The organism is Chamaesiphon minutus PCC 6605 (genome assembly GCF_000317145.1).
Taxonomy (GTDB): Bacteria; Cyanobacteriota; Cyanobacteriia; order Cyanobacteriales; family Chamaesiphonaceae; genus Chamaesiphon; species Chamaesiphon minutus.
The window spans coordinates 4,350,920-4,376,738 of record NC_019697.1; the positions used below are offsets into that span (position 1 = coordinate 4,350,920).

The 25,819-nt window shown below is 46.2% G+C and carries 24 protein-coding genes and 2 tRNA genes; 13 read left to right on the top strand and 13 right to left on the bottom strand.

What is annotated here, in order from left to right:
• Positions 1 to 3: 3 nt before the first annotated feature.
• Positions 4 to 843 carry an IS5 family transposase gene (locus tag CHA6605_RS19935; RefSeq protein WP_015161195.1) on the top strand — a complete coding sequence of 280 codons (840 nt, stop codon included), beginning with the start codon at positions 4 to 6 and terminating at the stop codon, positions 841 to 843.
• Between the two features lie 809 nt (positions 844 to 1,652).
• Here the strand turns inward: CHA6605_RS19935 and CHA6605_RS19945 are convergent.
• The 4 genes from CHA6605_RS19945 to CHA6605_RS19960 all read right to left on the bottom strand — a co-directional run bounded on the left by CHA6605_RS19945 (position 1,653) and on the right by CHA6605_RS19960 (position 4,405).
• Positions 1,653 to 2,768, bottom strand: a complete 1,116-nt coding sequence (locus CHA6605_RS19945) for a tyrosine-type recombinase/integrase (protein WP_015161197.1) — start codon at positions 2,766 to 2,768, stop codon at positions 1,653 to 1,655.
• Between the two features lie 141 nt (positions 2,769 to 2,909).
• Positions 2,910 to 2,983 (bottom strand) — tRNA-Pro (locus tag CHA6605_RS19950).
• A gap of 99 nt (positions 2,984 to 3,082) precedes the next feature.
• Positions 3,083 to 3,925 carry a transposase gene (locus tag CHA6605_RS19955; protein WP_198288350.1) on the bottom strand — a complete coding sequence of 281 codons (843 nt, stop codon included), beginning with the start codon at positions 3,923 to 3,925 and terminating at the stop codon, positions 3,083 to 3,085.
• A gap of 180 nt (positions 3,926 to 4,105) precedes the next feature.
• Complete coding sequence (locus CHA6605_RS19960; RefSeq protein ID WP_015161198.1) at positions 4,106 to 4,405, bottom strand: hypothetical protein; 300 nt, start codon at positions 4,403 to 4,405, stop codon at positions 4,106 to 4,108.
• Between the two features lie 240 nt (positions 4,406 to 4,645).
• On the opposite strand from CHA6605_RS19960, the gene CHA6605_RS33090 reads away from it, so the two are divergent.
• The 5 genes from CHA6605_RS33090 (at position 4,646) to CHA6605_RS19985 (ending at position 7,465) form a co-directional block, all read left to right on the top strand.
• Positions 4,646 to 4,822 carry a hypothetical protein gene (locus CHA6605_RS33090; protein ID WP_015161199.1) on the top strand — a complete coding sequence of 59 codons (177 nt, stop codon included), beginning with the start codon at positions 4,646 to 4,648 and terminating at the stop codon, positions 4,820 to 4,822.
• A gap of 179 nt (positions 4,823 to 5,001) precedes the next feature.
• A complete protein-coding gene (locus CHA6605_RS19970; RefSeq protein ID WP_015161200.1) occupies positions 5,002 to 5,316 on the top strand; it encodes a hypothetical protein in 315 nt (104 codons plus the stop codon).
• Positions 5,317 to 5,422: 106 nt separating this feature from the next.
• On the top strand, positions 5,423 to 5,599 hold the full coding sequence (locus CHA6605_RS19975) for a PCP reductase family protein (protein ID WP_015161201.1): 177 nt from the start codon (positions 5,423 to 5,425) through the stop codon (positions 5,597 to 5,599).
• A gap of 116 nt (positions 5,600 to 5,715) precedes the next feature.
• Positions 5,716 to 6,564, top strand: coding sequence for a diaminopimelate epimerase (gene dapF, locus CHA6605_RS19980; RefSeq protein ID WP_015161202.1), 849 nt, complete (start codon positions 5,716 to 5,718; stop codon positions 6,562 to 6,564).
• A gap of 163 nt (positions 6,565 to 6,727) precedes the next feature.
• Entirely contained in the window at positions 6,728 to 7,465 is a 738-nt protein-coding gene (locus tag CHA6605_RS19985; RefSeq protein WP_015161203.1) for an ABC transporter ATP-binding protein, read from the top strand.
• A 244-nt stretch (positions 7,466 to 7,709) separates the two neighbouring features.
• On the opposite strand, the gene CHA6605_RS19990 is transcribed toward CHA6605_RS19985, so the two are convergent.
• From CHA6605_RS19990 to CHA6605_RS20000, 3 genes are all read right to left on the bottom strand, one after another.
• Positions 7,710 to 7,781, bottom strand: a tRNA-Cys gene (locus CHA6605_RS19990).
• Between the two features lie 130 nt (positions 7,782 to 7,911).
• Entirely contained in the window at positions 7,912 to 8,799 is an 888-nt protein-coding gene (locus CHA6605_RS19995; RefSeq protein WP_015161204.1) for a hypothetical protein, read from the bottom strand.
• Between the two features lie 35 nt (positions 8,800 to 8,834).
• Positions 8,835 to 9,350 carry a hypothetical protein gene (locus CHA6605_RS20000; RefSeq protein ID WP_041548323.1) on the bottom strand — a complete coding sequence of 172 codons (516 nt, stop codon included), beginning with the start codon at positions 9,348 to 9,350 and terminating at the stop codon, positions 8,835 to 8,837.
• 243 nt (positions 9,351 to 9,593) lie between these two features.
• Here CHA6605_RS20000 and hisA point away from each other — a divergent pair, with 243 nt between their 5' ends.
• The gene (gene hisA / locus CHA6605_RS20005) at positions 9,594 to 10,385 is read left to right on the top strand and encodes a 1-(5-phosphoribosyl)-5-[(5-phosphoribosylamino)methylideneamino]imidazole-4-carboxamide isomerase (protein ID WP_015161206.1); all 792 of its coding nucleotides are present in this window, start codon (positions 9,594 to 9,596) and stop codon (positions 10,383 to 10,385) included.
• On the opposite strand, the gene CHA6605_RS20010 is transcribed toward hisA, so the two are convergent.
• The gene (locus tag CHA6605_RS20010; RefSeq protein ID WP_015161207.1) at positions 10,372 to 11,367 is read right to left on the bottom strand and encodes an Hpt domain-containing protein; all 996 of its coding nucleotides are present in this window, start codon (positions 11,365 to 11,367) and stop codon (positions 10,372 to 10,374) included. The genes hisA and CHA6605_RS20010 overlap by 14 nt on opposite strands.
• A 718-nt stretch (positions 11,368 to 12,085) precedes the next feature.
• On the opposite strand from CHA6605_RS20010, the gene CHA6605_RS20020 reads away from it, so the two are divergent.
• Positions 12,086 to 12,616: a TIGR02652 family protein gene (locus CHA6605_RS20020; protein WP_015161208.1), complete on the top strand. Its 531-nt coding sequence runs from the start codon at positions 12,086 to 12,088 to the stop codon at positions 12,614 to 12,616.
• 190 nt (positions 12,617 to 12,806) lie between these two features.
• Here the strand turns inward: CHA6605_RS20020 and CHA6605_RS20025 are convergent, their stop codons facing one another.
• Positions 12,807 to 13,562 carry a carbohydrate ABC transporter permease gene (locus tag CHA6605_RS20025; protein ID WP_086936338.1) on the bottom strand — a complete coding sequence of 252 codons (756 nt, stop codon included), beginning with the start codon at positions 13,560 to 13,562 and terminating at the stop codon, positions 12,807 to 12,809.
• Between the two features lie 248 nt (positions 13,563 to 13,810).
• Between CHA6605_RS20025 and CHA6605_RS20030 the strand changes: the two genes are divergently transcribed.
• Positions 13,811 to 14,506 carry an aldehyde oxygenase (deformylating) gene (locus CHA6605_RS20030; RefSeq protein ID WP_015161210.1) on the top strand — a complete coding sequence of 232 codons (696 nt, stop codon included), beginning with the start codon at positions 13,811 to 13,813 and terminating at the stop codon, positions 14,504 to 14,506.
• Between the two features lie 357 nt (positions 14,507 to 14,863).
• On the opposite strand, the gene CHA6605_RS20035 is transcribed toward CHA6605_RS20030, so the two are convergent.
• Together CHA6605_RS20035 and CHA6605_RS20045 are read right to left on the bottom strand one after the other, a co-directional pair.
• Positions 14,864 to 18,601 carry a WD40 repeat domain-containing protein gene (locus CHA6605_RS20035; protein WP_015161211.1) on the bottom strand — a complete coding sequence of 1,246 codons (3,738 nt, stop codon included), beginning with the start codon at positions 18,599 to 18,601 and terminating at the stop codon, positions 14,864 to 14,866.
• Positions 18,602 to 18,958: 357 nt separating this feature from the next.
• A complete protein-coding gene (locus tag CHA6605_RS20045; RefSeq protein WP_015161213.1) occupies positions 18,959 to 19,903 on the bottom strand; it encodes an AAA family ATPase in 945 nt (314 codons plus the stop codon).
• Positions 19,904 to 19,926: 23 nt separating this feature from the next.
• On the opposite strand from CHA6605_RS20045, the gene CHA6605_RS34375 reads away from it, so the two are divergent.
• From CHA6605_RS34375 to CHA6605_RS20055, 3 genes are all read left to right on the top strand, one after another.
• Positions 19,927 to 20,085 carry a hypothetical protein gene (locus CHA6605_RS34375; RefSeq protein ID WP_157260044.1) on the top strand — a complete coding sequence of 53 codons (159 nt, stop codon included), beginning with the start codon at positions 19,927 to 19,929 and terminating at the stop codon, positions 20,083 to 20,085.
• Positions 20,086 to 20,349: 264 nt separating this feature from the next.
• Positions 20,350 to 20,805: a hypothetical protein gene (locus CHA6605_RS20050; protein WP_015161214.1), complete on the top strand. Its 456-nt coding sequence runs from the start codon at positions 20,350 to 20,352 to the stop codon at positions 20,803 to 20,805.
• Positions 20,806 to 21,030: 225 nt separating this feature from the next.
• Positions 21,031 to 21,327 carry a YkvA family protein gene (locus tag CHA6605_RS20055; RefSeq protein ID WP_015161215.1) on the top strand — a complete coding sequence of 99 codons (297 nt, stop codon included), beginning with the start codon at positions 21,031 to 21,033 and terminating at the stop codon, positions 21,325 to 21,327.
• Between the two features lie 140 nt (positions 21,328 to 21,467).
• Here CHA6605_RS20055 and CHA6605_RS20060 read toward each other — a convergent pair whose 3' ends face one another.
• Positions 21,468 to 22,706, bottom strand: a complete 1,239-nt coding sequence (locus tag CHA6605_RS20060) for an LL-diaminopimelate aminotransferase (protein WP_015161216.1) — start codon at positions 22,704 to 22,706, stop codon at positions 21,468 to 21,470.
• A 223-nt stretch (positions 22,707 to 22,929) separates the two neighbouring features.
• On the bottom strand, positions 22,930 to 23,628 hold the full coding sequence (locus CHA6605_RS20065) for a PEP-CTERM sorting domain-containing protein (protein WP_015161217.1): 699 nt from the start codon (positions 23,626 to 23,628) through the stop codon (positions 22,930 to 22,932).
• A 651-nt stretch (positions 23,629 to 24,279) separates the two neighbouring features.
• Here CHA6605_RS20065 and CHA6605_RS20070 point away from each other — a divergent pair.
• Positions 24,280 to 25,689 (top strand): aspartate ammonia-lyase, encoded by a 1,410-nt coding sequence (locus CHA6605_RS20070; protein ID WP_015161218.1) that lies wholly within the window; start codon positions 24,280 to 24,282, stop codon positions 25,687 to 25,689.
• Positions 25,690 to 25,819: the final 130 nt, after the last annotated feature.

The following is a 25,819-nucleotide window of genomic DNA, read 5'->3' on the forward strand; positions in this document are numbered from 1 at the left end:
GATATGAGTAAAGCATACTCTAGTAACTTGACACAATGGCAGTGGGAATTAATCGAACCACTGTCTTGTCGCGCTTTTTACGGCGGGAAACCCGCCGAGCGCGCGCCGCTAATTCCATTAGCCAAACCAGGGGGTCGAGACCGACAGGTCGAGATCTGGTCAGTGCTAAATGCCATCTTCTACGTGCTCACACAAGGCTGCACATGGAGGAATTTACCAGGAGACTTCCCCGCATGGCAGACGGTGTATACCTACTCCCGAAACTGGCGGCTCGATGGAACATGGGTCACAATTCATGAGCGGTTAAGGGATTGGGTCAGAAGCGAACAAGAACGCAAACCAGATCCCAGTAAAGCCATTATTGACACTCAGAGTGTCAAAACAGCCGCAATGGTAAATCAATCAGTTGGTTATGATGCTGGGAAGCAAATTAAAGGACGTAAACGATTTGTGACCGTCGATACACTGGGATTAGTGCTATCGGTATTTGTGACCGCAGCTAGTCAGACTGAGCGAGAAGGAGGTAAAGTTGTCCTCCAACGGCTTAAAGAGAAGGGCAAGCGAATCGCACGGCTGCATACAATCTGGGTGGATGGTGGCTTTACTGGCGACTCATTCATGATGTGGGTAATGGATATTTGTCACTGGGTTGTCCGAGTAGTTCTACGACCACAAGAGCAGAAAGGATTCGTATTACTACCGAAACGATCGGTGGTAGAACGCACCTTTGGCTGGCTATCTTGGTGTCGCCGATTAAATAGAGACCACGAATGTTTGCCCGCAACTTCTGAAACTTGGATTTACATTGCCATGATCCGGATCATGGTTCGTCGTCTAGCCTAATTTAATACCCCTGACCCCCCTTTTCAAACAGCCTCTCAGTCTTTCTGGCTCGATCGATAAGTTTACGCCAACTACTGATAGTCATATTGCCGGATTCAATTATTTTTTTACGGTTTCAATGCTTTCGCTCGATTGAGAGAAACGATAATTAATCCGGTCTAAGTGTTCTTGAAAAACTGCATAATCAGGGAACCTAGTTCCTAGCATCTTTGCCCAATTTCTCGTTTTCTCGCCCATTACTGAGTACTTATCTAAATCGAATTCACAAATCTTTTTTCCCGATAAACGCTTGGATGAATATAACGTGAACTCATACCATTTTTTTGGATCGATGGGGCAAGGAATCATCTTGTCTATGTATGTTTGCAGTAAGATAGATAATTCGTAATATTCATACAACGAAGATTCTTTTTCGCAAAAACTTCTCAATAAATCTTCATAGGGGATGAGATCGCTCGTCGGTTTATAGTAATGTGATAAAATCTCGTTTACCTCGCAATTACTATAAACCTGACATAGCCTAGCTGAATTCAAACTATGCTTTCGGGGATTTAAGTAATTCTCTAAATAGTAATTAATCGGTGGTTTCCAGTTCCAAGGATGGAGCAGTCTGTTGATGGTTTCAGGATTGGGCAAGTAATACGTCTTTAGCCCCGATCGAGACATTTTAAGCTTTAGAAAATGGAAGTCAAGAATATTTGAACCATTTATCGATATCAGTCTAGGCTTTGAATGAGTCATAACAATAAATAAAAAATTCAGTTCGATCGACCCAGGGTTAATAGAATAAATTAATTCTGGGTATTTTATTATTCAAGCGACACAAATACACTTCCCTCCTGAATCACGTCTGAGTAGTATTTGTGCATGGTTTGATGGTCGTGACCAGCCGCCGCCGCAACTTCGATATATGAAGCTCCACTCTTCAAACTGAGGGTGATAGCGGTCTTTCTGGTTGTGTATGGTCTTCGATAGGGTACCCCAACTTCAGCTAGAACTGTCTTCCATGCCCTTCGGCAAAAATTACGATCGTCGATCGGTAAACCTTCTGGACTTGGGAAAACTAACTCATCATCAGAAACTGGTTTTAGTCGATCGCGTCTAGCTTGGAGCATGGTAGAAACAGACGGACTGAGGTTAATAGTTCTCGCCTTCTTGGTTTTGGTACTGCCAGTGACTCCCCGCGAGAAAGATTTCCCAATCCAGACCGAATCGAAATCAGAAGATATGTGTTTCCATTTGAGTGCTGAAGCTTCCCCGCCCCTAGTGCCCATCCCCAGCCTGAACGCTACAAAATCGGCATAGTGGGAGTAGTACCGATTAGTCCTGAACCCCTCGATAATCTTCTGTGCTTCATCCCTATTGAATGCGGCTACTGGTTGGACTGGTATCGATTTAAACCGCGTCGCAATCCCCACCCACGGGTTATCTTCAGCTAATTGATATCGTCCCTTTCCCCACTCCCACGCCGATTTGAGTAGCATGATTCGGGCTTTGGCAGTACCAGGGGTTAGAGTATTGGCGCAAACATCCGCAAAACTTACCGCCCGTCGCCTATCGACAGCCGCCGCCTGAATGTTCAGATATTTCTCTAACATCCGCTTGACTGGCTCATAGCGCGACTTAATCGAGGATTTGGCTAATCCCTCATGTTTGAATTGGTGCTGGGTGAATCGGTCAAATAACTCGACTGTGGTTATCTCACTGGCATTCTTACCGATGGTCAAAGGTCGGTATTTCAGAAGACTGGCATCGTAGAAACCGTGTTTAGCATCGTTCTCGATCCGATCTTTAGTTGTGGATGCGAAAGCTCTCTCAGTCGTTGAGTCATCCACACCCAAAGCCAAGTTTTTTCGTTTGCCCGTCTCTGGACAAGCCCATCGCAGTCGTAGTCTACCTTCAAGGTTCTCGATCGTAACTTTCATAGCAGGGTATAAAACAGGGTAAAAGTGTCATGTCTAAACACCCCTAACCACCCTTTGATTGTCAATAAGACAAACGGAAAGGGTTTCAACAAAGTCGATAGACCTTGCCGAAACCCTTTTCTAGTGCTGTTTTTCTTTTAATCGGAACGAGAGGATTTGAACCTCCGACCCCTACTACCCCAAAGTAGTGCGCTACCAAGCTGCGCTACGTCCCGACGCAGTTATCAATCATAGCAAGTCTCGATCGATTGTGCAAGTCTAAATTTAGAGGGCAGAGGGTAGCTAGTATAGAGCGGCGGAAATAAACCAAGTATCTAAGAGGTTAGAGGTTTACCCTTGTAAGTCCATTTGAAGGGTTTGGCCATCGTAATGTTAAAGTAGTCCACAAACTCATGGATCCGGGCTTTCAAGTGATTTGTACTGGTAAAGCTACCGCGTCGTAACAATTTCCGTACTAGAATCCCAAACCAGATCTCAATCTGATTCATCCAAGAACAATGTTTGGGCGTGTAATGAATCACTAGCCGATGGTTTGGGTCGGCTAAAAATTGCGCTCGCGTCTCCATTGACTTCAAAATCCCCGACTGACCTTTAACACCCAGCTCCTGTGGAGTTGTCTCTAATCCGGCCACCAGCCTAACCAGCGTCTCGGATTGATGGGTATTGAGACAATCCATGACCAAATGGTATTTTGCGGCAGTGGGATATTGTGCTAAGGAACGGGTGACATGCTCGGCGAAATCAGCTTCGGTTCGAGTTGCGCCCACACTGGCCAACGCAATTCGACCAGTTGCCACATCGAAACTGGCAATTAATGATTGAGTTCCGTGTCGAGTATATTCAAACTCTACACGTTCGCACTGTCCTGGTTTCATCGGAATATTTGGCATAGTTCTCTCCAGTGCTTGAATCCCAGTCATTTCGTCCAGGCTGAGGGTGACTTCTCCTGTCAGCGCACGTTGGGGTGCTTGTTCGTAGACATTGCTAATTTCTAATGTCTCAGCAATCTCACCGTGACTTTTCCCTTGGGCTGCCAAGACGATGATTTTGGCTCGGAGTGCGATTTGTTGTGGCGTTTTCTTGCGCTTGAGTAGTTGTTGTAGTTCGGCTTGTTCTACTTCATTGAGTGTAATTAGGGCAGCGGATAATCTTGGCATCCTCTGTGTTCCTCTCATTTTGATGAGCTGCTTTCAATCATAGGTCTATTTACGCCGCTCTGTACTAGTAGGATAATTTTGCGTTTAATAATTGGAGATCGGAGGTTGAAGATCGAGCGAATTAGTAGTGGTCGATCGAATTTAACTCGATCGACCACTATTTTTAGTTGATAAGATTGATTAGTTGTGCTTGGCGCGGTAAATACTCCGAGAAGTATTATTTAAGCGTTGGTTGAGGCGACGTTGCTCGTATTTAGTTAATTTGCCACCGCTGCGAATAGCGCGCAGCCTTGCGGCTTCGATATTATCTACGCGTCGATCGAGGTGGCGGTATTCGCGGGGTGAAATCGAACCATTGCGGACACCTTTATAAATCCGCTGCTCCTGACGATCGATCCGATTCTGGAGCGGTCCAGCCTGGGCGGCTAGCGGCGCAAAAATGACCGCAGTAGCTACAATAATGCCAAATAACTTTTTCACAATCGAACTCCATTGATGTGTTGGTCTTCTGGGTACTTAGACAGGCAAGTCTCGATCGAGGTTCAATCTGGGAGTATTTTTTTTGGCAATCGAGAGTCAAAGCCGCTTTCAAAGCTGACTGGGGGAGGTTTCAAGTGAAGATCTAGATCCCTTCTGTTGGGAATAATCTCGATCGAATCGCACCAAACAGCCGTAAAATAAATATTGACATACTTTACAAATCGCAATATTCATTGAATCATGGCAAAAGTACAACCGAGCGTCCAACCCAAACTAGTCATGACTAGATTTGGTTTCAATCGATTTGCAGAGCAATTGAATGGCAGAGCGGCAATGGTTGGCTTTGCAGCTCTAATTATCATTGAGTACGTAACTAACCAAAATCCGCTGGCTTGGCTGGGATTGAGCCTTAATTAGAAAGCCATTGCGAAATATTATCCTGAGATCTGGGCATATTAAGATCGCAACCTCAGTGCATTGACTCATCTCTCGTCAGTGGCGATCTATTACTCAGCCTGAGATTGTAGAATAGGATTACAGACCGTTTGCTGTTTGTGGCTGCATCATCTTTGAATCCTAGTCTGATTACCTACTAAATGAACGCGATATTTCCCACCGTCTTGAAAAGACTATACCGCAAAGAACCAATATCAAGCTTTATCATCATTGTTGGTGCAGTTGATGCTGTCCTCGGTGGCGTAAATGAGCTAGGCACATTAATGATTTTGGGTTTACTTACATCTGGGGTGGCTATCGGCTACCGCTGGTGGTGTATCCAGCAGGCCGAAAATAGATCGGGTGTGCCGAATCTACGCCAACGCCAACGTAAATCAAAGCAATTATCTTTACCCCCTAGCTCGCATAGATCCCCACTACCCGATCTAGATACTCGTCGCCGTCCACCATTATAAATGGCTGGAGAGCGGTCGAGTTGAATCGATCGCCACAGAGGCAGTACCAAAAATCGGCACCAACTTACCTTGACCCTCTAAATTTAGATTAAGGACAACGATCGTCGTGAGTAATCATATCTGCTGGACTGCCGAAGCTGAAGCAAAACTCAAAGAAATTCCCTTTTTCGTGCGACCTGCGGCACGCAATAAAATCGAAAAGTTTGCCCAGGAACAAGGTGCGCTCGAAATTAACATCGAGGTGTACGAGCATGTCAAGCAACAATTTAAAGCTAAAAAATAACTAGCGATCGCTAATCTATCCAGTTAGAGAACGCTCGTCGAAAACTATTCTTAAGTAGCAACAGTTTATCTGTTAATCTAGGATCGGAAACGATTGTAAGCAAATCTCACTTCACTATGTCGATCGCATTTAGCAAATATCAAGGCTTGGGTAACGATTTTATCCTGATCGATAATCGTCATAGCGATATTCCTGTTATCGAGCCAGCAGCGGCAATTATTTGGTGCGATCGCCATTTTGGCATCGGCGGCGATGGGGTAATTTTTGTTTTGCCGGGACAAAATGGTGCTGACTATACCATGCGGATTTTTAATTCCGATGGTTCGGAGCCGGAGATGTGCGGCAATGGCATTCGCTGTATGGCTAAATTTATTGCCGCTTTAGAAGGCAAGGTCGATACGGCTGTCACTTACAAAATTTATACTCTCGCTGGCATCATTACCCCTAAAGTATTGTTAGATGGGCAAGTAGAAGTTGATATGGGCGAACCGCGCTTACTATCTGCCGAAATTCCCACGACTTTGAATGCTTCTCAAGAGAAAGTAATCGGTCGATCGATCGAAGTCGATGGAAAAACTTGGACGGTTACTTGCGTGAGCATGGGCAATCCACATTGTATGACTTTTGTCGAAGATGCTAGTAGTATTCCCTTAGAAACGATCGGGCCAAAATTCGAGCATCATCCCGCTTTTCCCCAACGGACTAATACTGAATTCGTCCAAGTCATTCGTCCCGATTATGTCAAAATGCGGGTCTGGGAACGTGGTGCTGGCATCACTCTTGCCTGCGGTACGGGGGCTTGTGCCACGGTAGTTGCAGGTGTCCTGACTGGCAAGTGCGATCGCCTTTGTACGGTAGAATTACCCGGTGGTGGTCTCCAAATCGAATGGTCGCAAGCCGATAACCGCGTATATATGACCGGGCCTGCTGAGTTAGTATTTAAAGGAGAGGCCGCAGCAGAATAACCTCACATTTTGCATCAAAACTTATTTACTAGTGAAGAGTGAATAGTGAATAGTGGTTCAATTTTGCTTACATACAGGATAGTTTTGGTACTGAGGAGTAATATTGAGATCGATATTCATTTACTGCGGCAAAATCTGAATAACCCAATTAATCATCGCTAATTTGCTACTGCAACTCGATCGGATCTGCTATACTCCACCAAATTTCACCCGCCCGCTATTGACAGATATTTCATTTGCATTGGCAGCAGGTGAAATTATTACTGTAACTGGAATTACTGGGGCTGGTAAAAGTACGTTATTACGGTTGCTAAATCGCCTCAGCGAGCCAACTAACGGGCAGATTTTGTTAAATGGTGAAAACTATCGATCGCTGGTACCGATGCGATTACGACAGCGCGTGATGTTGGTAAGTCAAGAACCGAAACTTTTGGGAATGAAAGTAAGAGATACATTAGCTTATCCATTGCAGCTACAATCTATAGCTGCTGACGAAATCAAGCAGCGAATTATCACGATCGCCGAACAATTTGAAATTCTTAATGATTGGTTCGATCGCACGGAATTACAACTTTCTGTCGGACAAAGACAAATTATTGCAATTGCTAGAGGCTTAATTACGCAACCGCAAATCTTATTACTCGACGAACCGATCGCTAATTTAGATTTTACCACTGCCGAAAAAGTACTGACCGCGATCGCCAACATTACTAAATCCCAGCAAATGGGTACGATAATAGTCAATCATCAGTTGGAATTAGCAGCCCGATTTAGCGATCGATTGCTTTACTTACAAGATGGTAAATTATTACTCGATAAATTAAGTAGCTCTGTCGATTGGCAAAATCTTCAACAGCAGATTCGCGCGGCAGAAACTGAGTCGATGGCAGAATGGGAGTAGTTATGTGCCAGAGGATTTTTCCAGATTCGATTAGAGCGATTTCTCGATGGCGTCTATCGAAATGTCCAGTTTCATTGGCCTATCTTTGAATGTAATCATCTAAACTGTCGTTACTACATTTAAATGTCGATCGATCGTGCTGCTTACTAATGTTATGACGACATTGGCTACTACATCTCACCAGATTAAATTCTCCCGATCGATAGAAACACGAAAACCCCGCGTATTGCGAGGTTTCGAGAAGAGGCAGCACCCAGATTTGAACTGGGGGATGGAGGTTTTGCAGACCTCTGCCTTACCACTTGGCTATGCTGCCGTAAGTCTAGATTGATATTATACCAAGTTTTGGCTGCATGGCAAGCGATCGACCGGAAATTGGGGTCGATCGCTAATTTCCGGTCGATCGAGCGTTCTACAGAGTGCAAAATGCCCGACCGTAGGTTAGTCTAGATTTCGGCAGCGGCGCGTTCGATGAGGCGTCGGGCTAGCGTCTGAGTTCCGGTATGGGCATAATAATTGGTGCTCACATCCAGAAATGCACCTAGATAATCGAGCTTATCATCGGTGATGTCTACAAAGTTGCGGAGATTGCCGACGACGGTTTGTGGCGTCAAACCGCGAGAATTGACAAAGTCGCTCATCCAACCGCTGACGGAGCTAAAGCTCTGGGTAATAAAGCCCAACTGTCCGCCCGTATCGCCGCCTGGAACTTGGTCTTTGATGCTTTTGAAGGTCTGGTTACCTTCTAGTTCGCGAGGGGACATGCCGCCCATTTTATCCATCACCATGCTGATAAAATCTGGCCCGAGGGGAATTAAGCCATCGAAACAAATTAATGCCGCCATCCGCATCAGCGACTCACCGCCGTAATCGCCTAAAGCAGCTAAGAAATCGCCCACACTATCGCCAGGAATGCCATTAATTTGACAAAAAGCGACGATTTCGGCAACTAGTTTGACACTTAAATCGATCGTTTGGGCGGTTTCTGCTTTGGGGGTAATATTACCCAAAAAGCCCAACAGCGAAACCTTTTCGCCGATTTTATTGGCCAAGGCTGCCGCACCAAGGGCACTAGAGCCGGAATCTACAGTATTGTAGAGCCACATTGCAGTTTGATAGCCTTCGCCCTTGTCATTGTACAGAGCGACTGCGCGTTCGCCGATCGCTTGAATGTAGTCGGGATCGTCAGTGCCAGTGACGACTTTAATGGTGTTATCGAAGCCGACAAGATTCTGCCATTGTCCGGGAATGATAAAATCTAGGGCATTCAATGACATGACGGTTAAACCCCCAGTGGGCAACTCATCTACTAGTTCAAAAATTGCTTTGCTCACAGATGACTCCTACAGATAATACAACTATTAATCTACTACTTGAGTGTGGATAATCCACCTAAGTTAAACTTTTGGAGCCACATTTGACGATCTTCAGCCGTAAAGGAAGGATCGCGAGAAGCTACTTTAACTTGGTAACGGTTATTGACTAATACCGAAGTGCTTTTGAGCTTGGCATCATCTACTAGTGGATAGTTATTCAGTTTGCTGATACTATTTTCATATTTCTTAGCTGCTGCGGGTAAGCTAATTGTGTCGCTGATGGAGAGTACGGCAACGTTTTTACCATCTTTGTTGAGTTTGGCTTCAGCAAAGCCCTTCTTCTCTTGGGAGAATACCCGCGAGTAGCCACTAGCACCTTGAGGGAAATATTTATTAAAGTCGCCGCCAGATTCGGCTTTTTTGGCGACTGCGGCGGGTGCGTTGCGACCCGAAGTCTCTTTTTGAGTTGCGGCGTACTTTGAAGGTTCTTTACTCGAACAGCCTGTAAAGATTAAAACTACTGACAATACGATCGGCATTAATGCCTTACGCCAATTAGAAACAATCATGGTCCAATTTATTGATTTGAACTTCTCTATTGTCGCTTACACCCATGGCGATTGTGGTAGGAAAACCGATCCCTAAAGAGCGGATAGCAGGTAGGGCATCCGGTTAGACGGCGGAAAATTGTTAACAATTGAGTCAATCTATGACAGATTTCGATCGAACGAATCGTTTTTAAATCGGACAGCTCTAATGATTTTTTGCGTATAATTCGATCGAGGCTCTCTTTTTTTCTTATTGTCAAACCTATGGATATTTTCCCAGCGATCGATCTTTTGGATGGTAAATGTGTGCGGCTGTATCAGGGCGATTATGACAAGTCACAGGTATTTAATGACAACCCCGCAGATATGGCTCGCGATTGGATCGAACAAGGGGCTACCAAGCTACATTTGGTAGATTTAGATGGTGCCAAAGCCGGACATCCGGTCAATCTGTCGGCGATCGCCAGTATTGTAGAAGTAGTCAAGAATACAACCGATCGGCAAATTCAAATCCAAGTTGGTGGCGGACTGCGCGATGGAGCGAGCGTGTCAGAATTATTAAAATTAGGTGTCGATCGGGCTATTCTGGGAACGGTAGCCGTAGAACAACCGCAATTAGTAGCAGATTTATGTCAGCGATATCCGCGTCAAATTGTTGTTGGTATCGATGCACGCGATGGCAAAGTTGCCACCAAAGGCTGGTTGGAAACTTCGGAAGTATCAGCCACGGAGTTGGCTAGTCGGATGGCGGCAATGGGTGTGGCAGCGATTATTTATACAGATATTCACCGCGATGGTACGCTCGCAGGACCCAATTTGGAAGCCCTGCGAGAGTTAGCTGGCGGGGTAGAAATTCCCGTCATCGCTTCGGGGGGAGTCAGTAGCGTGCGGGATTTACTCAACCTGCTGTCGCTATCTACACTCGGCGTTACAGGCGTAATTGTCGGTCGCGCGCTATATACGGGAGAAGTCAGCCTCACCGAAGCAATTCGCGCTGTGGGTGAGGGTAGATGGCAAGATGTGCCCCCAGATTTGGGTGCGACTAATTTTGCTTAGAGTTTGAGATGACGCGGTGTAGCAGTACCACCAATTCGGTAACTTGTTGGCGACTGAAGTTTTGCAAGATGCCTTGAGCTGCGCCGCGAACGTCCACAGGAATCGTAATTTGTGCTGCTGCGGTCGGAGCGACAACAGGTGTCGGTGCGACTGGAGCCACGGTGGCGACGGATTGCTGGAGCTGCGCTGAGGCGGTAATCTCGCTATCGCGACCTGCGGCGAGTAAATCGCCAGCTTGTTTGATCTCGCGAATGACGAGTGGAGCTACAGCATTATAAGTGTTGTGGGGATTGGCGATCGCTTGAGTGGTGGTTTGGACTAGAGCTTGCCAATTAGCTGCATTTGGCTGGATCGCGCTCAAAGATTGTGCCACACTGACTAATTGTTGGCGATTGGCTGGATTGTCGCCTTGCTTGAATAAGGCTAACATTTGCTGAAGGGTCGTCGTCACGGTTGCCACGACATTAACGGGTGGAGCCATGACCGCAGTGTTACCGACAGCCATTTCTTTGGGCGCGGCGACCGCTGGTGCTTCTTTAGTATTATCTTGAGTATGAATATTGAGCATCTCTTCAAGATACTCTTGCAACTCGACAAAATTAGCAGCCGAGCCAGATAAAATGCTATCGACAACTTCTGGACGCAAGCTCAAGGTAGGCGAGTTGGCTAATTCTTCAACTAAGGCTTTAAGCGCATCGTAACCTTGGAGAAATAGACTTTCCAGTCGGCGATCGATCGGTACCGGATGATCGCGTAAAATCTTGAAACAATCTTCTAATTTATGTGCGGTTGCTTGGATACCACTAAAGCCCAGCATAGCTGCCCCACCTTTAATCGAGTGAGCGGCTCGAAACATTTCGTTGACTCGTTCTGCATCGGAGATAACTTCTGCTAAGTCTAATAATCCTTGTTCTACTGTTTCTAGATGTTCCTGTGCTTCTTCAATGAAGTAGTGCACGATCTGCTGCTTGTTATCGTCCATTTTCCTGTTCCTAAACAGATATTTTTATAGCTCAATTCGAGAAAAGCTAAGATCGACCTTTTAAGTGGTCAAATAACAGTCTGAATTGAGTGAGTTAAATTTTAGTTGCGATCGCCTCGACCTCTTCTATCGTCAATAAATAGCGACAAATAAGCCATTCGAGCTGTTTTTACGTAGATCTTCAAGACCTAAATGAACGATCGGGCAGATAAAATTTTGAATAATGATTTACTACATTTTAGATAGAAGTAACCGTACCGATCTTATTTTACCCACATTACTCGATCGAGATATCAACCTGCGACTACTAATGTTAGTAAAGCTCGATCGAACTTGCCAAACATCTGAGGTGTGGCCGATACGGTAAGAGAATCGCTTTAATCATATTTTAGGGCCTTAAAGATCGATAGAAAGATGCCACAAATACGATCGCCAACTCGACACGAATCTGTGGCCATCTGGGTCCGCAATTCTAGGGGACATTGTGCCCACACAGATGTCGCGATGGCCAGCGGCACGCTACGCGAACGTATCGAGCCATACATGTGGCTAGAATTATAATTCCCACAAATATAGAAAAACGATCGAATGTCGATCTGAATCGATGTTGGGCTGGTATCGAAGAGGGAGGGTAAAGTATAATGCAAGAAAATAGACTTACGGCTCGCCATCTTTTTTACTTATCCCGCACGGAAATCCCAATCGCCGCGCTCCTGACATGAACTTTGCTCTTCAATATCCCATTTTCGGCCCAGAGATTCAGTGTCCCCATTGTCGGCAAACGATTCCAGCTCTGACACTTACCGATACTTATTTGTGCTCTAGACATGGGGCGTTCGAGGCAAATCCGCATACGGGTGAATTGGTACATCTTCAATCCAGCCGACATTGGTGTCTATGGGATGGTGAATGGTATCGCCAACACACTCACCCCGATGGCATCCGATTTGAGATTCATGATGCTTTGGATAAACTCTACACGCAAGGCTTTCGCGCGACTAAGGTGATTATCGCCGAACGCTATCGCGAATTGATCGGTAGTTATCTCGTCGGCGAAGCTTCCAGTAGAGATCGACATCATTCCTGGACTGGTGCAACCGAGCAACCCGTTCTTCCCCGTCTATTCGGTCTCCCCGTCGAGTTTAGCCCCGCCGCCAATACCGAACCCTGCTGGAAAGTAATTAATTTCGACCTCGAAAAGGAACCAGGCATTCCGATTCAGTACCCGTATTTTCGGATCTCTCCCTGAGCCAAGGGTTAGGCTTTAGGCTCCAGGTAGAGGGCAAAAAGATCTGGTTTTTTGGGGTTCAGTTTACTTGGCGATTGAGTTTTAGACTCCAGAACCAGGTTAAGGATTCGGAATTTAGGATCTTAGGATAGCGATTCGAGTTGCCACGACTGGGAACGAAGAACACGATCCGCCTCTTTCTACCAAGCTGCTACTCTTTAATCCCCGTGTTAGCAACACCTTGAATAAACTGCTTTTGACCGATCGGAAATAACACTACGATCGGTAATGTTGCAATGCCAACTGCGGCCATCATCAGTTGCCAGCTATTGGTAAATTGTTCTTGAAATTCAGCCAGAGCCAGTTGGACAGTACGCAGTTCGGGACGGGTCGTAAAAATTAGCGGCTTGAATAAGTCATTCCACTCGCCGATGAAAGTAAACAAAAATAGCGTTATTAGTGCGGGGCGAGATAGCGGCAGCACAATTCGCCACAAAATCTGCAATCGATTGGCACCGTCGAGACTGGCAGCTTGTTCGAGTTCGATCGGAATAGTCGAAAAAAATTGTCGGAGTAAGTAAATCCCAAAACCACTGGCCGCACTGGGGAGAATTAGGGAACTATATGTGTTGAGCAGGTGTCCCCACTTTAAGAGCAAAAAAATAGGAATGACTAAAAGTTGAAACGGAATGACCAACGTAGCTAGTACCAGCAACAGCAGGGCTTGACGACCCCGAAATTTTAAGCGAGCGAGGGCATAACCTGCTAGCGCAGATGTAAAGATCTGTGCCGCAGTTACAGCTAATGCTGTAAAAGTGGAATTGGCAAAGGCGAGGAGAAAGTTACCCTGACTCCAAGCCGCTTGATAATTGGCAAATGCTAGTCGTTCGGGAAAGCTAAAACCATTAGCCGTCGCCCCAACTGGAGTCAGCGAGGTGATGACAACCACCGCTAGCGGTGCCATCATCAGACTAGCCCCAATGAATAAAAGCAGCCAGTTTAAAACTTGCCACCATCGAAAATAGTCAGAATCGGATAACTTATGCACGGTTTTGGCCTGCGATCGGTTAAGATAGTAAAGTTTGCAAATAAAAACAAATCTTTAGATTAGCGAGCAAAAGATTACACTAACGTTACATCTTTACACAAAGGAACAGCCACTTAGCGGCTGCGTAAAATTAAATATTATTCGGACCCATAGGAGAAATCGAACTCATGGTGCAGATGGCAGCCAGTTTGGAACTTAACTTTACCAGTGAAATCTACAAAGATGCCTACAGTCGGATCGATGCGATCGTAATCGAAGGCGAACAGGAAGCGCATGAAAACTATATTACACTAAGTGGTTTATTGCCAGATTTCCAGGACGATCTAGTCAAGTTATCCAAAATGGAACTGCGCCACAAGAAGGGGTTTGAAGCCTGCGCGCGGAACTTAGCGGTAACTCCAGATCTGGGATTTGCTAAGGAATTTTTTGCCCAACTCCACGAAAACTTTCAAGTTGCGGCAGCAGCAGGAAACATCGTCACTTGTCTGTTGATCCAATCCTTAATTATCGAGTGTTTTGCGATCGCCGCTTACAACATCTATATTCCAGTTGCGGATGATTTTGCTAAAAAGATTACTGAAGCGGTAGTCAAAGACGAGTACATGCACCTCAATTTTGGCGAAGTCTGGCTCCATGACAACTTTGAAGCTTCCAAAGCCGAACTACAAACTGCCAACCGTCAAAATCTACCCTTGGTGTGGAAGATGTTAAACAATGTCGCCAAAGATGCCAAGGTGTTGGGGATGGAAAAGGATGCGCTAGTTGAAGACTTTATGATTGCCTACGGTGAAGCGTTGAGCAATATCGGCTTCAACACTGGCGAAATTATGCGGATGTCCGCTTACGGCTTGATGGGAGCTTAGGTAATAGATAGTGAATAGTGGATAGTTGACTATCGCCGATCTAGAGCGATCGATTCATATCAGCTTTAATATTAGTGAAATTATCTGCCTTAATTGGCTTAAATGATTTCACCACTCGCTGCGAAATCGGTAGGGGTTATTCATGAATTACCCCTACCGATTTTGCCGTTCGCTTGATGTGATGTAACGCTAGGCGGCGATCGCTAGGATAAAATAGACGTAGGTTGTTTGTTTACAGCATTATTGCTATGTACCAGTACGAGCTACCCAGATACCTACCCACAGCCGACGATTAGCAGCTAAATTACGCGCTTTGGGCATCGATCCAGATGAATAAATAGAATTTTCTAGCAATTGTTAATCTTGCGCGCCTAGCGTTTTGAGATCGTTAACTTGGGCTTTAGTCAGTCCTTGGACACCAGTAATATTCATCCCCTCATACGGGCGGTGGGCGCGACGAGTAGAAAGTAGATTGCCATCATTTAAATCCCAGAGCCGAATCGTTTCATCTTCGCTGGCACTGGCTAAGTACCGCGCGCAGGAACTCACCGCTACCGACCAGATCCAGCTTTGATGCCCCGTGAGCGTATCCGTGCATAGTCCAGTCTCCATCGACCAAATTTTGATAGTGTAGTCAGAAGCACCGCTGAATAGCCATTTACCATCGGGACTATAAGCTAACGACAAAATCCAGCCTTCATGTCCGACGAGCGAATGACATAGTGCTCCCGTATCCACATCCCAAAGCAAGACTTGGCTGTCCATTCCTCCACTTGCCAGAATCGTACCGCGCGGGTCGAAAGCCACTGAGATCGCGCGATTGGTATGTTGGGAGAGTGTCTGCAATGGCGTCTTATCGTGCAAATTCCAGATTTTGACCGTCCGATCCTCACTCGCACTCGCAATCAGATCGAGTGTGGGATGATAAGCTAAACCGCCGATGCGATCGGTATGTCCGGTGCGCACGGACAGACATCGCCACCGTTGGGTATCCCAAACTCTAATACTGCAATCGCTACCGCCGCTGGCTAGATAGTGCCCATTGGGACTATAAGTTAGGGCGAGAATTCCGCCTTGATGTCCGCGTAAAATTTGGTCGCAGTTCAAAGAGCGAGCATCCCAAATTCTAATCGTGCGATCGTCACCACTACTAGCAAACGTCCGACCTTGAGGATCGGCAGCGACCGCAGTTACAGACTTACTATGTCCCGCTAATTGCGTCAAACAAGTCCGATCTTCGATCGACCACACCCGGACTAAAGCATCGCGACTGGCAGTAATCAGCCTTTGGGCATCGGGAGTCCAGGCGATCGATCGAAACCAATTGGTATAGCCATTAAGGGCTTGCAAACATTTCCCATCGCTAATCTGCCACAACCGAATCGTCCGATCTTCGCCGCCACTGGCAAGCTGATGACCCTGCGGGTGAAATGCCACCGACCATAACCGATCGTGATGTCCCTCTAGATGATGTAGGCAGTGACCGTCTGCCGTCCGCCAAATTCGCAACAATCCGCCGACGCCCGCACTTGCAAACCGCGTTCCATCTGGATTAAATGCCGCCGACCAAATTTCATCCCCATGTTCGGTTAAGACCAGCCGACAAACTTGTAGATCTTCCAACGGCTCATCTGTTGCTGTGGTGGCATCCCAGAGGCGCAAGGTACCATCGAGACTGCCACTGAGGAGGCTTTCCCCATCGGGACTATAATCGACGGTTGTGACCCAGTTTTCATGGCCGTTGTAGACCCGATCGCATTTACCGTTGGCAACATCCCAGATCCGGACTGTACCATCGGCACTACCACTGACTAATTGGTGTCCTTGGGGGTGAAAGCAAACACACATCGACCAATGTTGATGCCCTGTAAATTGGCGCACGCATTGACCAGTTTGCAGGTCCCAATAATAAATAATATTATTCGTGCTGCCGCTAGCGAGATAGCGACCGTTGGGGCTAAAACTCAATCCCAAGCTATGAATGCCCTCGCCGAGGGTTCTCACACAGACGCCACCATCTTGCAGATCCCAAATCGCGATCGTCCGATCGTCGCTAGAGCTGGCTAGATACCTGCCATCGGGACTAAATTTAATCGATCGTACCCAGTTGGTATGTCCCGAACAAGTCAGCAAACATTGGCCGTCGCTGACGCACCAGAGCCGAATATCGCCATTGCTGTCGCTGGCGGCTAGAGTATCGGCAGTAGGATGATAGGCGATCGCCAGGATGCTACTAAAAGTTTGGGTAAAAGCACAATCGACCATCTGGGCATTGGTAAAGTTGACCCCTGCTAAATCGCTACCGACTAAATATGCCTGCCGAACGACCAACTCCGAACAGTCTAGATCGGTCAGATCTAGCTTGAGATCGATTAAAAAATTGAGGATATTACCCGCCAAATATCCTGGTTGCAACGAATTTCGCGCTTGCCAGTCAGCGAGGATGCGACGCAGATGCTGACCGATATGTTGTGGATTGCCGATATTAGTGCGCAGTCGATCGAGTGTAGGTTTGACAATCAGTCGTAATTGTGCCTGTCGCAGATACTCTTTAGCATTAGCTTGGGCGATCGGATGGGTATCGAGCAACAACGGTTGCTCCCGCTCGATCTCCGTGCAAATACGCTCGACAAATTTACTCGTGACATATTCCATCACCATCGGCTGTAACGACCAGTGATGTCTCCCACGATCGATCCCAGATGAATTTGAAATAGTACTCCGCCGCCGGAGCGACTGAAGCACAGTCAGCAAAGATGAATTACCCAGGCTACCTTCTGGAGCACTCAGTTCTAAATTGCCTGGAGGTTGGCGATTCCACGCCGGATGTAGTGCTGTCTCCAAATCGGCAATCGGCATCGGTTCGCGACCGATTGCCAGCCAGTACATCACCTGCTGTTCCTCCGATGTCAAACGTTCCCACTGCTGCTCTAGCAAAATGTGAATATCGGCAAAGCCTAACTTATTAGCTCGTAAGTAGGGGAAAATTTCACTCACATCACCATCTGCCACCTCCTGCACCGCTGCCGCAATCAGTTGAAAAGCCAGCGGATTGCCACCGCAATACCGATCGACCTCCGCCCATTCTATTGGCACCACAGGCTTACAACCACGATCTGCAAAAATTTGTTGTCCGGCGACTGCATCCAATCCTGGTAACATCAGCGTGCGGACTTTGGCATCGACTCCTTCGAGCTGACTGATTTGCGTCGGTTTTTCGCGACTGGTAAGCAACAGACAACTCTGATGATTCATCCGTCCGAGCGTACTGAACAGATCGCCATAATCGGCATATCCAGGGCGATATTGTCCTACCCGCGCCCCAGCCTGAAAAATCGATTCGCCATTGTCTAAGACGATCAGACAGCGGTGATGCTGGCAAATTTCGAGTAACAATTCAATTTGCCCTGGTACTGTTTTGGGCATTAGTTCCAATTGCAATCGATCGCTCGTTAGCTGTCGCCCTGTCGCACTGGAACTGGTTTTCAAACGTGGCGATAAAATCAACGTGCGGATTAATTCTGGCAGTAATTCTTTAAGCGGTGGCGCATTGAGTAGACTCCGCCACAGAATATAGCTAAATCGATCGGGATCTTCCGGTGCGCCATCTTCGATCGAGTTACGCATGGCAGCTTGCAATTCTTGAACCAATTCGACCGCGATGGTTGTTTTGCCCATGCCACCCATGCCCAAAATTGCCACCAGCCGACAGCGATCTTTGCCCAGCCAACGGTGTAATCGATCGCGTTCTAATTCTCGTCCGTAAAATGCCGAGACATCCATCCCTTCTCCCCAATCGATTTGCGAGTAGATTGGCTCGACTACGCTCGGCGGTGGCGCGATCTTGGTAGCAAAAGATTCGATTATCTGCCGAAAATTAGTTTTAGAGACTTTCTGCTGCGTCGCTGCGGATAACATCCGCCATACTTGCGCGCCGACGCCTTTGATATAGTTAAAGTCGTACCCAGCGGCTGCGGCCAAATCGCGATAAGATCTACCCGCCCAAGCCGCCCTAAAGACCAATTGTTGAGGTGGATTTAGATATTTTGGAGCTAGAAGTTCTTTAACAATTGCCTCAGCACGCTCTATTTCCATCGAGATCTTCTCCCAACTAATTCTCAGTTTTTCATACTCATCAAGATAACCGATCTGGCTATGGATAGAGATTAGAGATGAGACAAGAGCAGGTTTTTAGTTGTAAAAATACAACAAAAGACACTTTATTTACTTTTATGTATTCGCTAGCGATCGCGCGATCGCCAGCAGACCACACCGCTTGGCTTAGTAACCTCACATCTTGCACCAATATAGATACTAGTGATGTCTGGGGAAAGGGTAAGGGGGAAGGGGTAAAGGATAGATGACTTGCTTGAGAATTCCTTTCCCCTTTAACCTTTCCCCTTTACCCCACTTTACTAACGATTTTGGATCTGGTGCAAGATGTGAGTAACCTTAGCTCGGCTTTTGACCGGGACGATCGACAGGTACCGATTGCAAGATTCGCTCGATGACATGCGTACCGCGACCACCGCCATTAGTCATAATCCGGTGTGAGAGTACATATACTGCCAAATCTTTCACGTCATCTGGTAGCGCATACGAACGTCCGTGCAACCATGCCCAAGCCTGAGTCGCACGATAGAGCGCGACCGAGCCGCGCGGACTGACACCGAGGCTAATTTCACTATCATTGCGCGTTGCCCGCACTAGCTCGACAATATATTTAGCGATCGCGGGGTCTAATTTGACTTGCTGACATTGGAGTTGAAGATCTTGGAGTTGAGCGGTAGTAATACAGGGTTCGAGATTATTGACTGACGTTCCCGTCGCCAATCCTTGTAACATTTGCATCTCTTCAGCCGCATCTGGATATCCCAAACTCAAAGAGATCGTGAATCGATCCATCTGGGCTTCTGGCAATGCAAATGTTCCGTGCGACTCGATCGGATTTTGGGTCGCAATTACAAAAAAAGGTGCCGCCACCGGACGCGAATGTCCATCCAAAGTCACCTGTCGTTCTTCCATTACTTCTAATAGTGCCGATTGAGTGCGCGGAGTCGCCCGATTGATCTCATCTGCCAGCAAAATATTCGTAAAAATCGGCCCAGGAATAAATTCAAATTCTCGACTACCCGGATTCCAGATATTCGTCCCCGTGATATCAGATGGCAGCAAATCGGGAGTACATTGAATCCGCCCAAATTTACCATCGATCGATTTAGCTAGAGATTTAGCCAGTAACGTTTTGCCAACTCCAGGTACATCTTCTAATAATACGTGTCCCCCAGCCAGCAGAGCTGTCAATACGAGCTGGATCGGTCGATCCTTGCCGACAATCTGTTGGGCAATATTGTTCGTCAGTCGTTGAATCGGAGAGGTGGAAACGATAGTAGCCATAATTTATTGGGATAGTCGAACGGATGGAGATCTTCATTCGCGGTGGCTGCGCCAATGCACTCAAGCAATCCAGCTTCGAGGTTGAAGGTATATCTCTAGGTTTCCCAATTCTGAGGGTGAGTGTATCAGTGGTGGTGTGTGAGACAGGGAGATGGGGAGACAGAGAAAAACTAGAAACGTAGCTCTAAAACCTATTCACTATTCACTATCCACCTCATCTACCCTCTACCCCCTCGAAAATAGCGTCGAGATAGTGCTGCCACGCCATATGTGGGGGCTTGAATTTCGATCGAAATTCAGGTTACGATCGAGCTTCATTCATACCCATTTTGGTAAAAATGTACTATAATATTAGTGAGCCTACCTAATATTCAAATCGGTTCTTTCAACCTACCCCGACTCCGTGCATCACCAATAATTCCTTCGCCCCTTTTTGGTGTCCTCAAATGTTGTTAGCCTCGCCCAAACCCGCGCCCTCGCCAGTAGTCACCAATCCGCAGAGTCGATTTGTGACTAAATCTGCTGTAGCCATGCACCTGAAGCGATCGCCAGATGAGATTTACAAAGTCAATTGTTGGCGATATGTGATACATGTGGTTGGCAAAAAGACGAGTACCTTTGTCAGTTATGCCGATCTACCACCGATCGTCGGTGTAGCCTTACCAAATCATCGAGATGTTCGCGCTTGGCGCAAACGCTGGAAAAAATACGACCATATCGCACCGCTGTTTTGGCACAATTTTTATGCTGAAAAATTGCGTCAAGTGCAGACAATGGCAGAACTGCAAGCCTGGGAAGAAGTACTTAGTTACATCGGCTTTGGATTGCCAGAATCGAGCCGGATCGAACTAGAAGGCATCTGTGGCGAAATGACTCATTTTTTGTTCGGTAACGTTGCTTAGTCTTCTGTGTCTTGAATCTGGGTATAAGAGACTGGGGGACGGGAACAGGGGGTGACTAGAAAGCAATAATTGTTCTTTTACTCATCACCCATTACCAATTACTCATCCACCCATCCACCCCTAAGTGGGAACAACCACCATAAAAAATGGGTTTACCGTACCTGTACAAATGCTGGGAATTTGAGATGATGTAAGTATCGACAAAAGCACATCAGGAATCAAGCGATGAACTTCAATATTCAATCTCTGCACAACTGGTATCGTGGTTTATTACAAAATCCTAAATATCGTTGGTGGGTAGTAGCTGCATCGATCGCTTACTTACTCAGCCCGATCGATTTGATTCCTGACTTTCTACCTTTTGCTGGATTAGTTGACGATACCCTAATTATTTCTCTATTAGTGTCGGAAGTCGCACAAGTCGCTAAGACAAAACTGCAATCTAAAACTACTCGATCGACACCCAATACTCCAGATGCATCTGGCCAAGTTATAGATGTTCGTGCGGTTGCCGCCGAATAAGTAAAGTTTCCAAAAAAGTGAGTTACCACCTTTTATATCCCCGACTTATTCAAGAAATCGGGGATATTTATTTGGTTACATATTAGATTTATCTGTGATTTTAAAAACCCAATTTATTCAAGAAGTCGGGTTTTATGCATCTACTGAATCTTGAATTTATCTGCGATCCGTTGCATTGCTGTTTCGACATTTGCCCGACTATTAAATGCCGAAATGCGGAAATAACCTTCACCCGCAGCACCAAAACCAGAACCAGGAGTACCGACAACAAAGCAATTTGTCAGTAACTTATCGAAGAATTCCCAACTAGATAAACCATTTGGAGTTTTTACCCATACATATGGTGCATTAATCCCGCCAAAAACTTGCAATCCCGCAGCGGTTAGTTCTTTGCGAATAATTTGGGCGTTCTCCATGTAAAAGCTAATTAGTTCTTTGACTTGAGCTGTGCCTTCGGGTGAATAAACCGCTTCCGCACCGCGTTGAACGATGTAGGAGACACCATTGAATTTAGTTGATTGGCGGCGATTCCATAGTTTCCATAGCTCGACATCGCTACCATCGGCAGCTTTGGCGGTGAGGGTTTTGGGTACTACTGTCAGCGCGCAACGGGTACCTGTAAAGCCAGCATTTTTGGAAAAAGACCGAAACTCGATCGCGCAATCCCGCGCCCCGTCGATTTCATAGATCGAATGCGGTAAACTCGGATCGGTGATAAAAGCTTCATAAGCTGCATCGAAGAAGATAATCGAGCCATTGGCTTTGGCATAATCTACCCACGCTTGCAGATGTGCTTTGGTAGCCGTCGCACCTGTCGGATTGTTGGGGAAACAGAGATAGATCAGATCGACTTTCTGGCTAGGAATTTGAGCGGTAAAATCATTTTCAGCGGTAATCGGCAGATATACCAAACCACCATACTCGCCCTTATCATTAGCATCGCCAGTATTACCCGCCATGACATTGGTATCGACATAAACAGGATATACCGGGTCGGTGACCGCGATCGTGTTATCGTGGCCGAAGATGTCTAGAATGTTTCCACAGTCGCATTTTGAGCCATCGGAGATGAAGATTTCGTCAGCATCGATCGTACATCCTCGTGCCTGAAAATCATGCTTGGCGATCGCTTCGCGCAACCAAGCATAACCTTGTTCGGGTCCATAACCTTTAAATTTCGATCGATCTCCCATATCCTCGATCGCATTTGTCATCGCCGTGCGACAAGCCACTGGCAATGGTTCGGTGACATCACCAATTCCCAAGCGGATAATCGGCGCGTCGGGATTGGCTTGAGCGAAAGCATTGACGCGCCGCGCGATTTCGGGGAACAAGTAGCCAGCTTTGAGTTTGAGGTAGTTATTATTAATAGTTGCCATAATTTCTGTCGCGAATCGTCATTCAACAGCTTACCGCAACCAGGCGCGATCCTCGAAGCCCACGAAATTGGTTCAGAATTCGATCTTACAGAGCGATCGGCACAACATTATAAAGCAAATTGGGGTAAAACTTAGCTGTTGCTAAGCTTTATCCCTGGCGTTTTTGGCGTAGAGAGCGTTGACTTTTAACACATATCAACCATCTGATTACTTTAAAAATAGTCTAATTTTTATTAGAGCTAGCCAATTTCTTTCTCATCCGAAAAGCTGCTGTACCACCAATAATCGTCCCGATAATAGTGAAAGGCTCAGGAACTGGTGAGGCTGCAATACTATATCCACCACTATTACCGCCAGGAATATCACCAAAACTAAATGCTAATGTAGCTGTTGGTACTAACCCATCAGCATTTGAAAAGAAAGATCCCGTACTATCTATAACCCCAAAATCTACTCCACGAGTAGCCGCATTAAAGGAACCCCTGAATAGTGAGTTATTCGCAACAGTAAGATTTACACCGTTAGTGAAAGTAAAGGCTAGGTTACCACTTGTCAGTCTGTAATCAAAGGTATTGGGCGCGTTAACAGCATCAAACGCGAAAGTTGCTAAAGCAGAAGGCGTTATAGTATATGCCAAAGGAATAACAGGGAAAGATCCACTGAAAGATTCACTTGCATCAGTAACAAACGCCAACGATCCAGGGTTAAATTGGACAGCAAATGTGTCACCAGCAACAGGATTTACCCCTTCAAAGAAATTTGTCGTCCCGTCTTGAAAAACTAATTGTCCACTATTAAGTACAACTGCTTTAACGGATTCCGCAGGAATAATTGCGGCGAAACCTATAGCTAAACTGCTAGCTGCGGCAATTTTCAGCGAAGTTGAAATCCCCAGTAAGTTTGTAAACTGTTTTATTTTCATTATAAATCTCCTTTTCTTTAGTACAAATTACTCTTTACACCATTGTCTGTATCTATCCAAAATGGATGTTTAAAATGTAAAAGCTTTTCAGAAACAAAGTTCTTGTAATTCGATCGTAGCCCAACTTCTGAGGGGCTTGTAGATAGTGCCATCTATTTCAGTAAAGTGGCGTAGAAATCAGCTTGAGACTAGAGGAATTTCACAGCTAATTGAAAATATCAATAGTTAAATAATAAAAAAATTGCAATATCTAAATTTTTCAGCAAAATAGCTTAATTTAGCAGCTTGGATCGCCTTTACTAGAGCAGCAATTTTCTTAAGCAACAGTAAAATCAGTGAATACGTAGCAACGATCGATAAATATTTATGAATTGGAAGTTACTAATTTAGATACAAGATCGCAAGATCCAATCGTCGATCGGCCTCGATCCCATAGCCAGCAGAAGATCTAGCAAAACAGACAAATCTTGTATAATATAATACTCAATTGAAATTAGCTAAAAATATAAAAACGTACAAAATCGCCGACACTTCAGTGAATTTGTAGCTTCAAGATACGAGCGTGTCTTAAGATTTTGACTAGAGATCGAACCGATCTAATTTAGATCGACAATATTAGCAATAATAGTTAAATTTAGTGAGGATTTAGCCTTGACAAATCTAGATGATTGCCGGATCGAGCGAGATTCGATGGGAGAACGCCAGATCCCAGCATCTGCCTACTATGGGATTCAAACATTACGCGCGATCGAGAATTTCCCAATTAGCGGCTTAAAGCCACTGGCGACATATGTCGATGCGTGTGTGTTAATCAAAAAAGCCGCCGCGATTGCTAATGGTAGCTTGGGTTGTATCGATCCCGCAGTCAGTGAAGCTATTATCACAGCCGCTGACGAAATCTTGCAAGGCAATTTACGCGAGCAATTTGTCGTAGATGTTTATCAAGCTGGCGCGGGAACTTCCCACCATATGAATGTCAACGAAGTCTTAGCCAACCGCGCGCTGGAACTCTTGGGCGACATTAAGGGCAATTATCAGCGCGTCAATCCCAACGACCATGTGAATTACGGTCAATCTACAAATGATGTAATCCCTACCGCCATTCGCGTAGGGGGATTGCTCGCCCTGAAGCACACCTTAAATCCCGCACTAGAGAGCGCGATCGCCGCATTGGACAAAAAAGCGGTAGAATTCCAATCGATCGTCAAATCGGGGCGGACGCACATGCAAGATGCCGTCCCGGTGCGACTGGGCGATACATTTGGTGCATTCGCGCAGATATTACGCGACCATCACGCCAGAATTGCCAGTGCAGCCAGCGACCTCACGAAATTAGGTTTGGGTGGTAGTGCTGTCGGTACGGGATTAAATACTCATCCCGAATATCGATCGACTGTAGCGCGGATTTTGGGAGAATTAATCGGTCAACCCCTAACCGTCGCGCCACATTTGATGGCTGCGATGCAGAGTATGGCACCATTTGTAAATGTGTCTGGCAGCCTGCGCAATCTCGCCGCAGACCTAGTGAAAATCTCCCACGACCTGCGATTGATGGATTCTGGCCCCAAGACAGGCTTTAAAGAAATTCAGCTCCCTCCCGTCCAACCTGGCTCGTCAATTATGCCTGGAAAGTACAATCCCGTCATGGCAGAAATGATCTCGATGGTTTGTTTTCAGGTGATGGGATTCGATCGATCGATCGAAATGGCTGCCCAAGCTGGACAATTAGAATTAAATGTGATGATGCCCCTCATTGCCTACGATCTGATTCACAGTATCGAGATCTTAGGGAATGCAATTCACGCATTAACCGACCAATGTATCGTTGGGATAACAGCCAATCCCGAACGTTGTCGTAACTATGCCGAAGGCAGTTTGGCATTGGTAACCGCACTCAATACGCATATCGGTTATCTCAACGCCGCCAACGTCGCCAAAGAATCTCTAGCCACAGGTAAATCTCTCCGTCAAATCATCTTAGAGCAAGGATTGATGGAACCAGAGTTATTAGCCCAAGTTCTGGATCTAGAAGGCATGAGCGAGTTACCCCAATCAGACTAGGTGTTAGGTGTTAGGTGTTAGGTATGTAGTGCCTCATCCCTAAAGCCTAAAGCCTCTTTTACCCCCAACGCAAAAACCCCCCTGACACCTAAGTATCAGGGGGGTTTTTAATCTCTCAAATCAAACAGGT

Bases quoted from the DNA above. Each gene is read 5' to 3' on its own strand.
- CHA6605_RS34375 (WP_157260044.1), top strand. From the start codon at position 19,927: ATGGAGATCTTCATTCGCGGTGGCTGCGCCAATGCACTCAAGCAATCC.
- CHA6605_RS20055 (WP_015161215.1), top strand. From the start codon at position 21,031: ATGAACTTCAATATTCAATCTCTGCACAACTGGTATCGTGGTTTATTA.
- CHA6605_RS19945 (WP_015161197.1), bottom strand. From the start codon at position 2,768: ATGAAAGTTACGATCGAGAACCTTGAAGGTAGACTACGACTGCGATGG.
- CHA6605_RS33090 (WP_015161199.1), top strand. From the start codon at position 4,646: ATGGCAAAAGTACAACCGAGCGTCCAACCCAAACTAGTCATGACTAGA.
- CHA6605_RS19955 (WP_198288350.1), bottom strand. From the start codon at position 3,925: ATGCCAAGATTATCCGCTGCCCTAATTACACTCAATGAAGTAGAACAA.
- CHA6605_RS20020 (WP_015161208.1), top strand. From the start codon at position 12,086: ATGAACTTTGCTCTTCAATATCCCATTTTCGGCCCAGAGATTCAGTGT.
- hisA (WP_015161206.1), top strand. From the start codon at position 9,594: ATGGATATTTTCCCAGCGATCGATCTTTTGGATGGTAAATGTGTGCGG.
- CHA6605_RS20000 (WP_041548323.1), bottom strand. From the start codon at position 9,350: ATGATTGTTTCTAATTGGCGTAAGGCATTAATGCCGATCGTATTGTCA.
- CHA6605_RS19935 (WP_015161195.1), top strand. From the start codon at position 4: ATGAGTAAAGCATACTCTAGTAACTTGACACAATGGCAGTGGGAATTA.
- CHA6605_RS20035 (WP_015161211.1), bottom strand. From the start codon at position 18,601: ATGGAAATAGAGCGTGCTGAGGCAATTGTTAAAGAACTTCTAGCTCCA.
- dapF (WP_015161202.1), top strand. From the start codon at position 5,716: ATGTCGATCGCATTTAGCAAATATCAAGGCTTGGGTAACGATTTTATC.
- CHA6605_RS20065 (WP_015161217.1), bottom strand. From the start codon at position 23,628: ATGAAAATAAAACAGTTTACAAACTTACTGGGGATTTCAACTTCGCTG.
- CHA6605_RS20050 (WP_015161214.1), top strand. From the start codon at position 20,350: ATGTTGTTAGCCTCGCCCAAACCCGCGCCCTCGCCAGTAGTCACCAAT.
- CHA6605_RS20030 (WP_015161210.1), top strand. From the start codon at position 13,811: ATGGTGCAGATGGCAGCCAGTTTGGAACTTAACTTTACCAGTGAAATC.
- CHA6605_RS20045 (WP_015161213.1), bottom strand. From the start codon at position 19,903: ATGGCTACTATCGTTTCCACCTCTCCGATTCAACGACTGACGAACAAT.
- CHA6605_RS20025 (WP_086936338.1), bottom strand. From the start codon at position 13,562: ATGATGGCACCGCTAGCGGTGGTTGTCATCACCTCGCTGACTCCAGTT.
- CHA6605_RS20060 (WP_015161216.1), bottom strand. From the start codon at position 22,706: ATGGCAACTATTAATAATAACTACCTCAAACTCAAAGCTGGCTACTTG.
- CHA6605_RS20010 (WP_015161207.1), bottom strand. From the start codon at position 11,367: ATGGACGATAACAAGCAGCAGATCGTGCACTACTTCATTGAAGAAGCA.
- CHA6605_RS19970 (WP_015161200.1), top strand. From the start codon at position 5,002: ATGAACGCGATATTTCCCACCGTCTTGAAAAGACTATACCGCAAAGAA.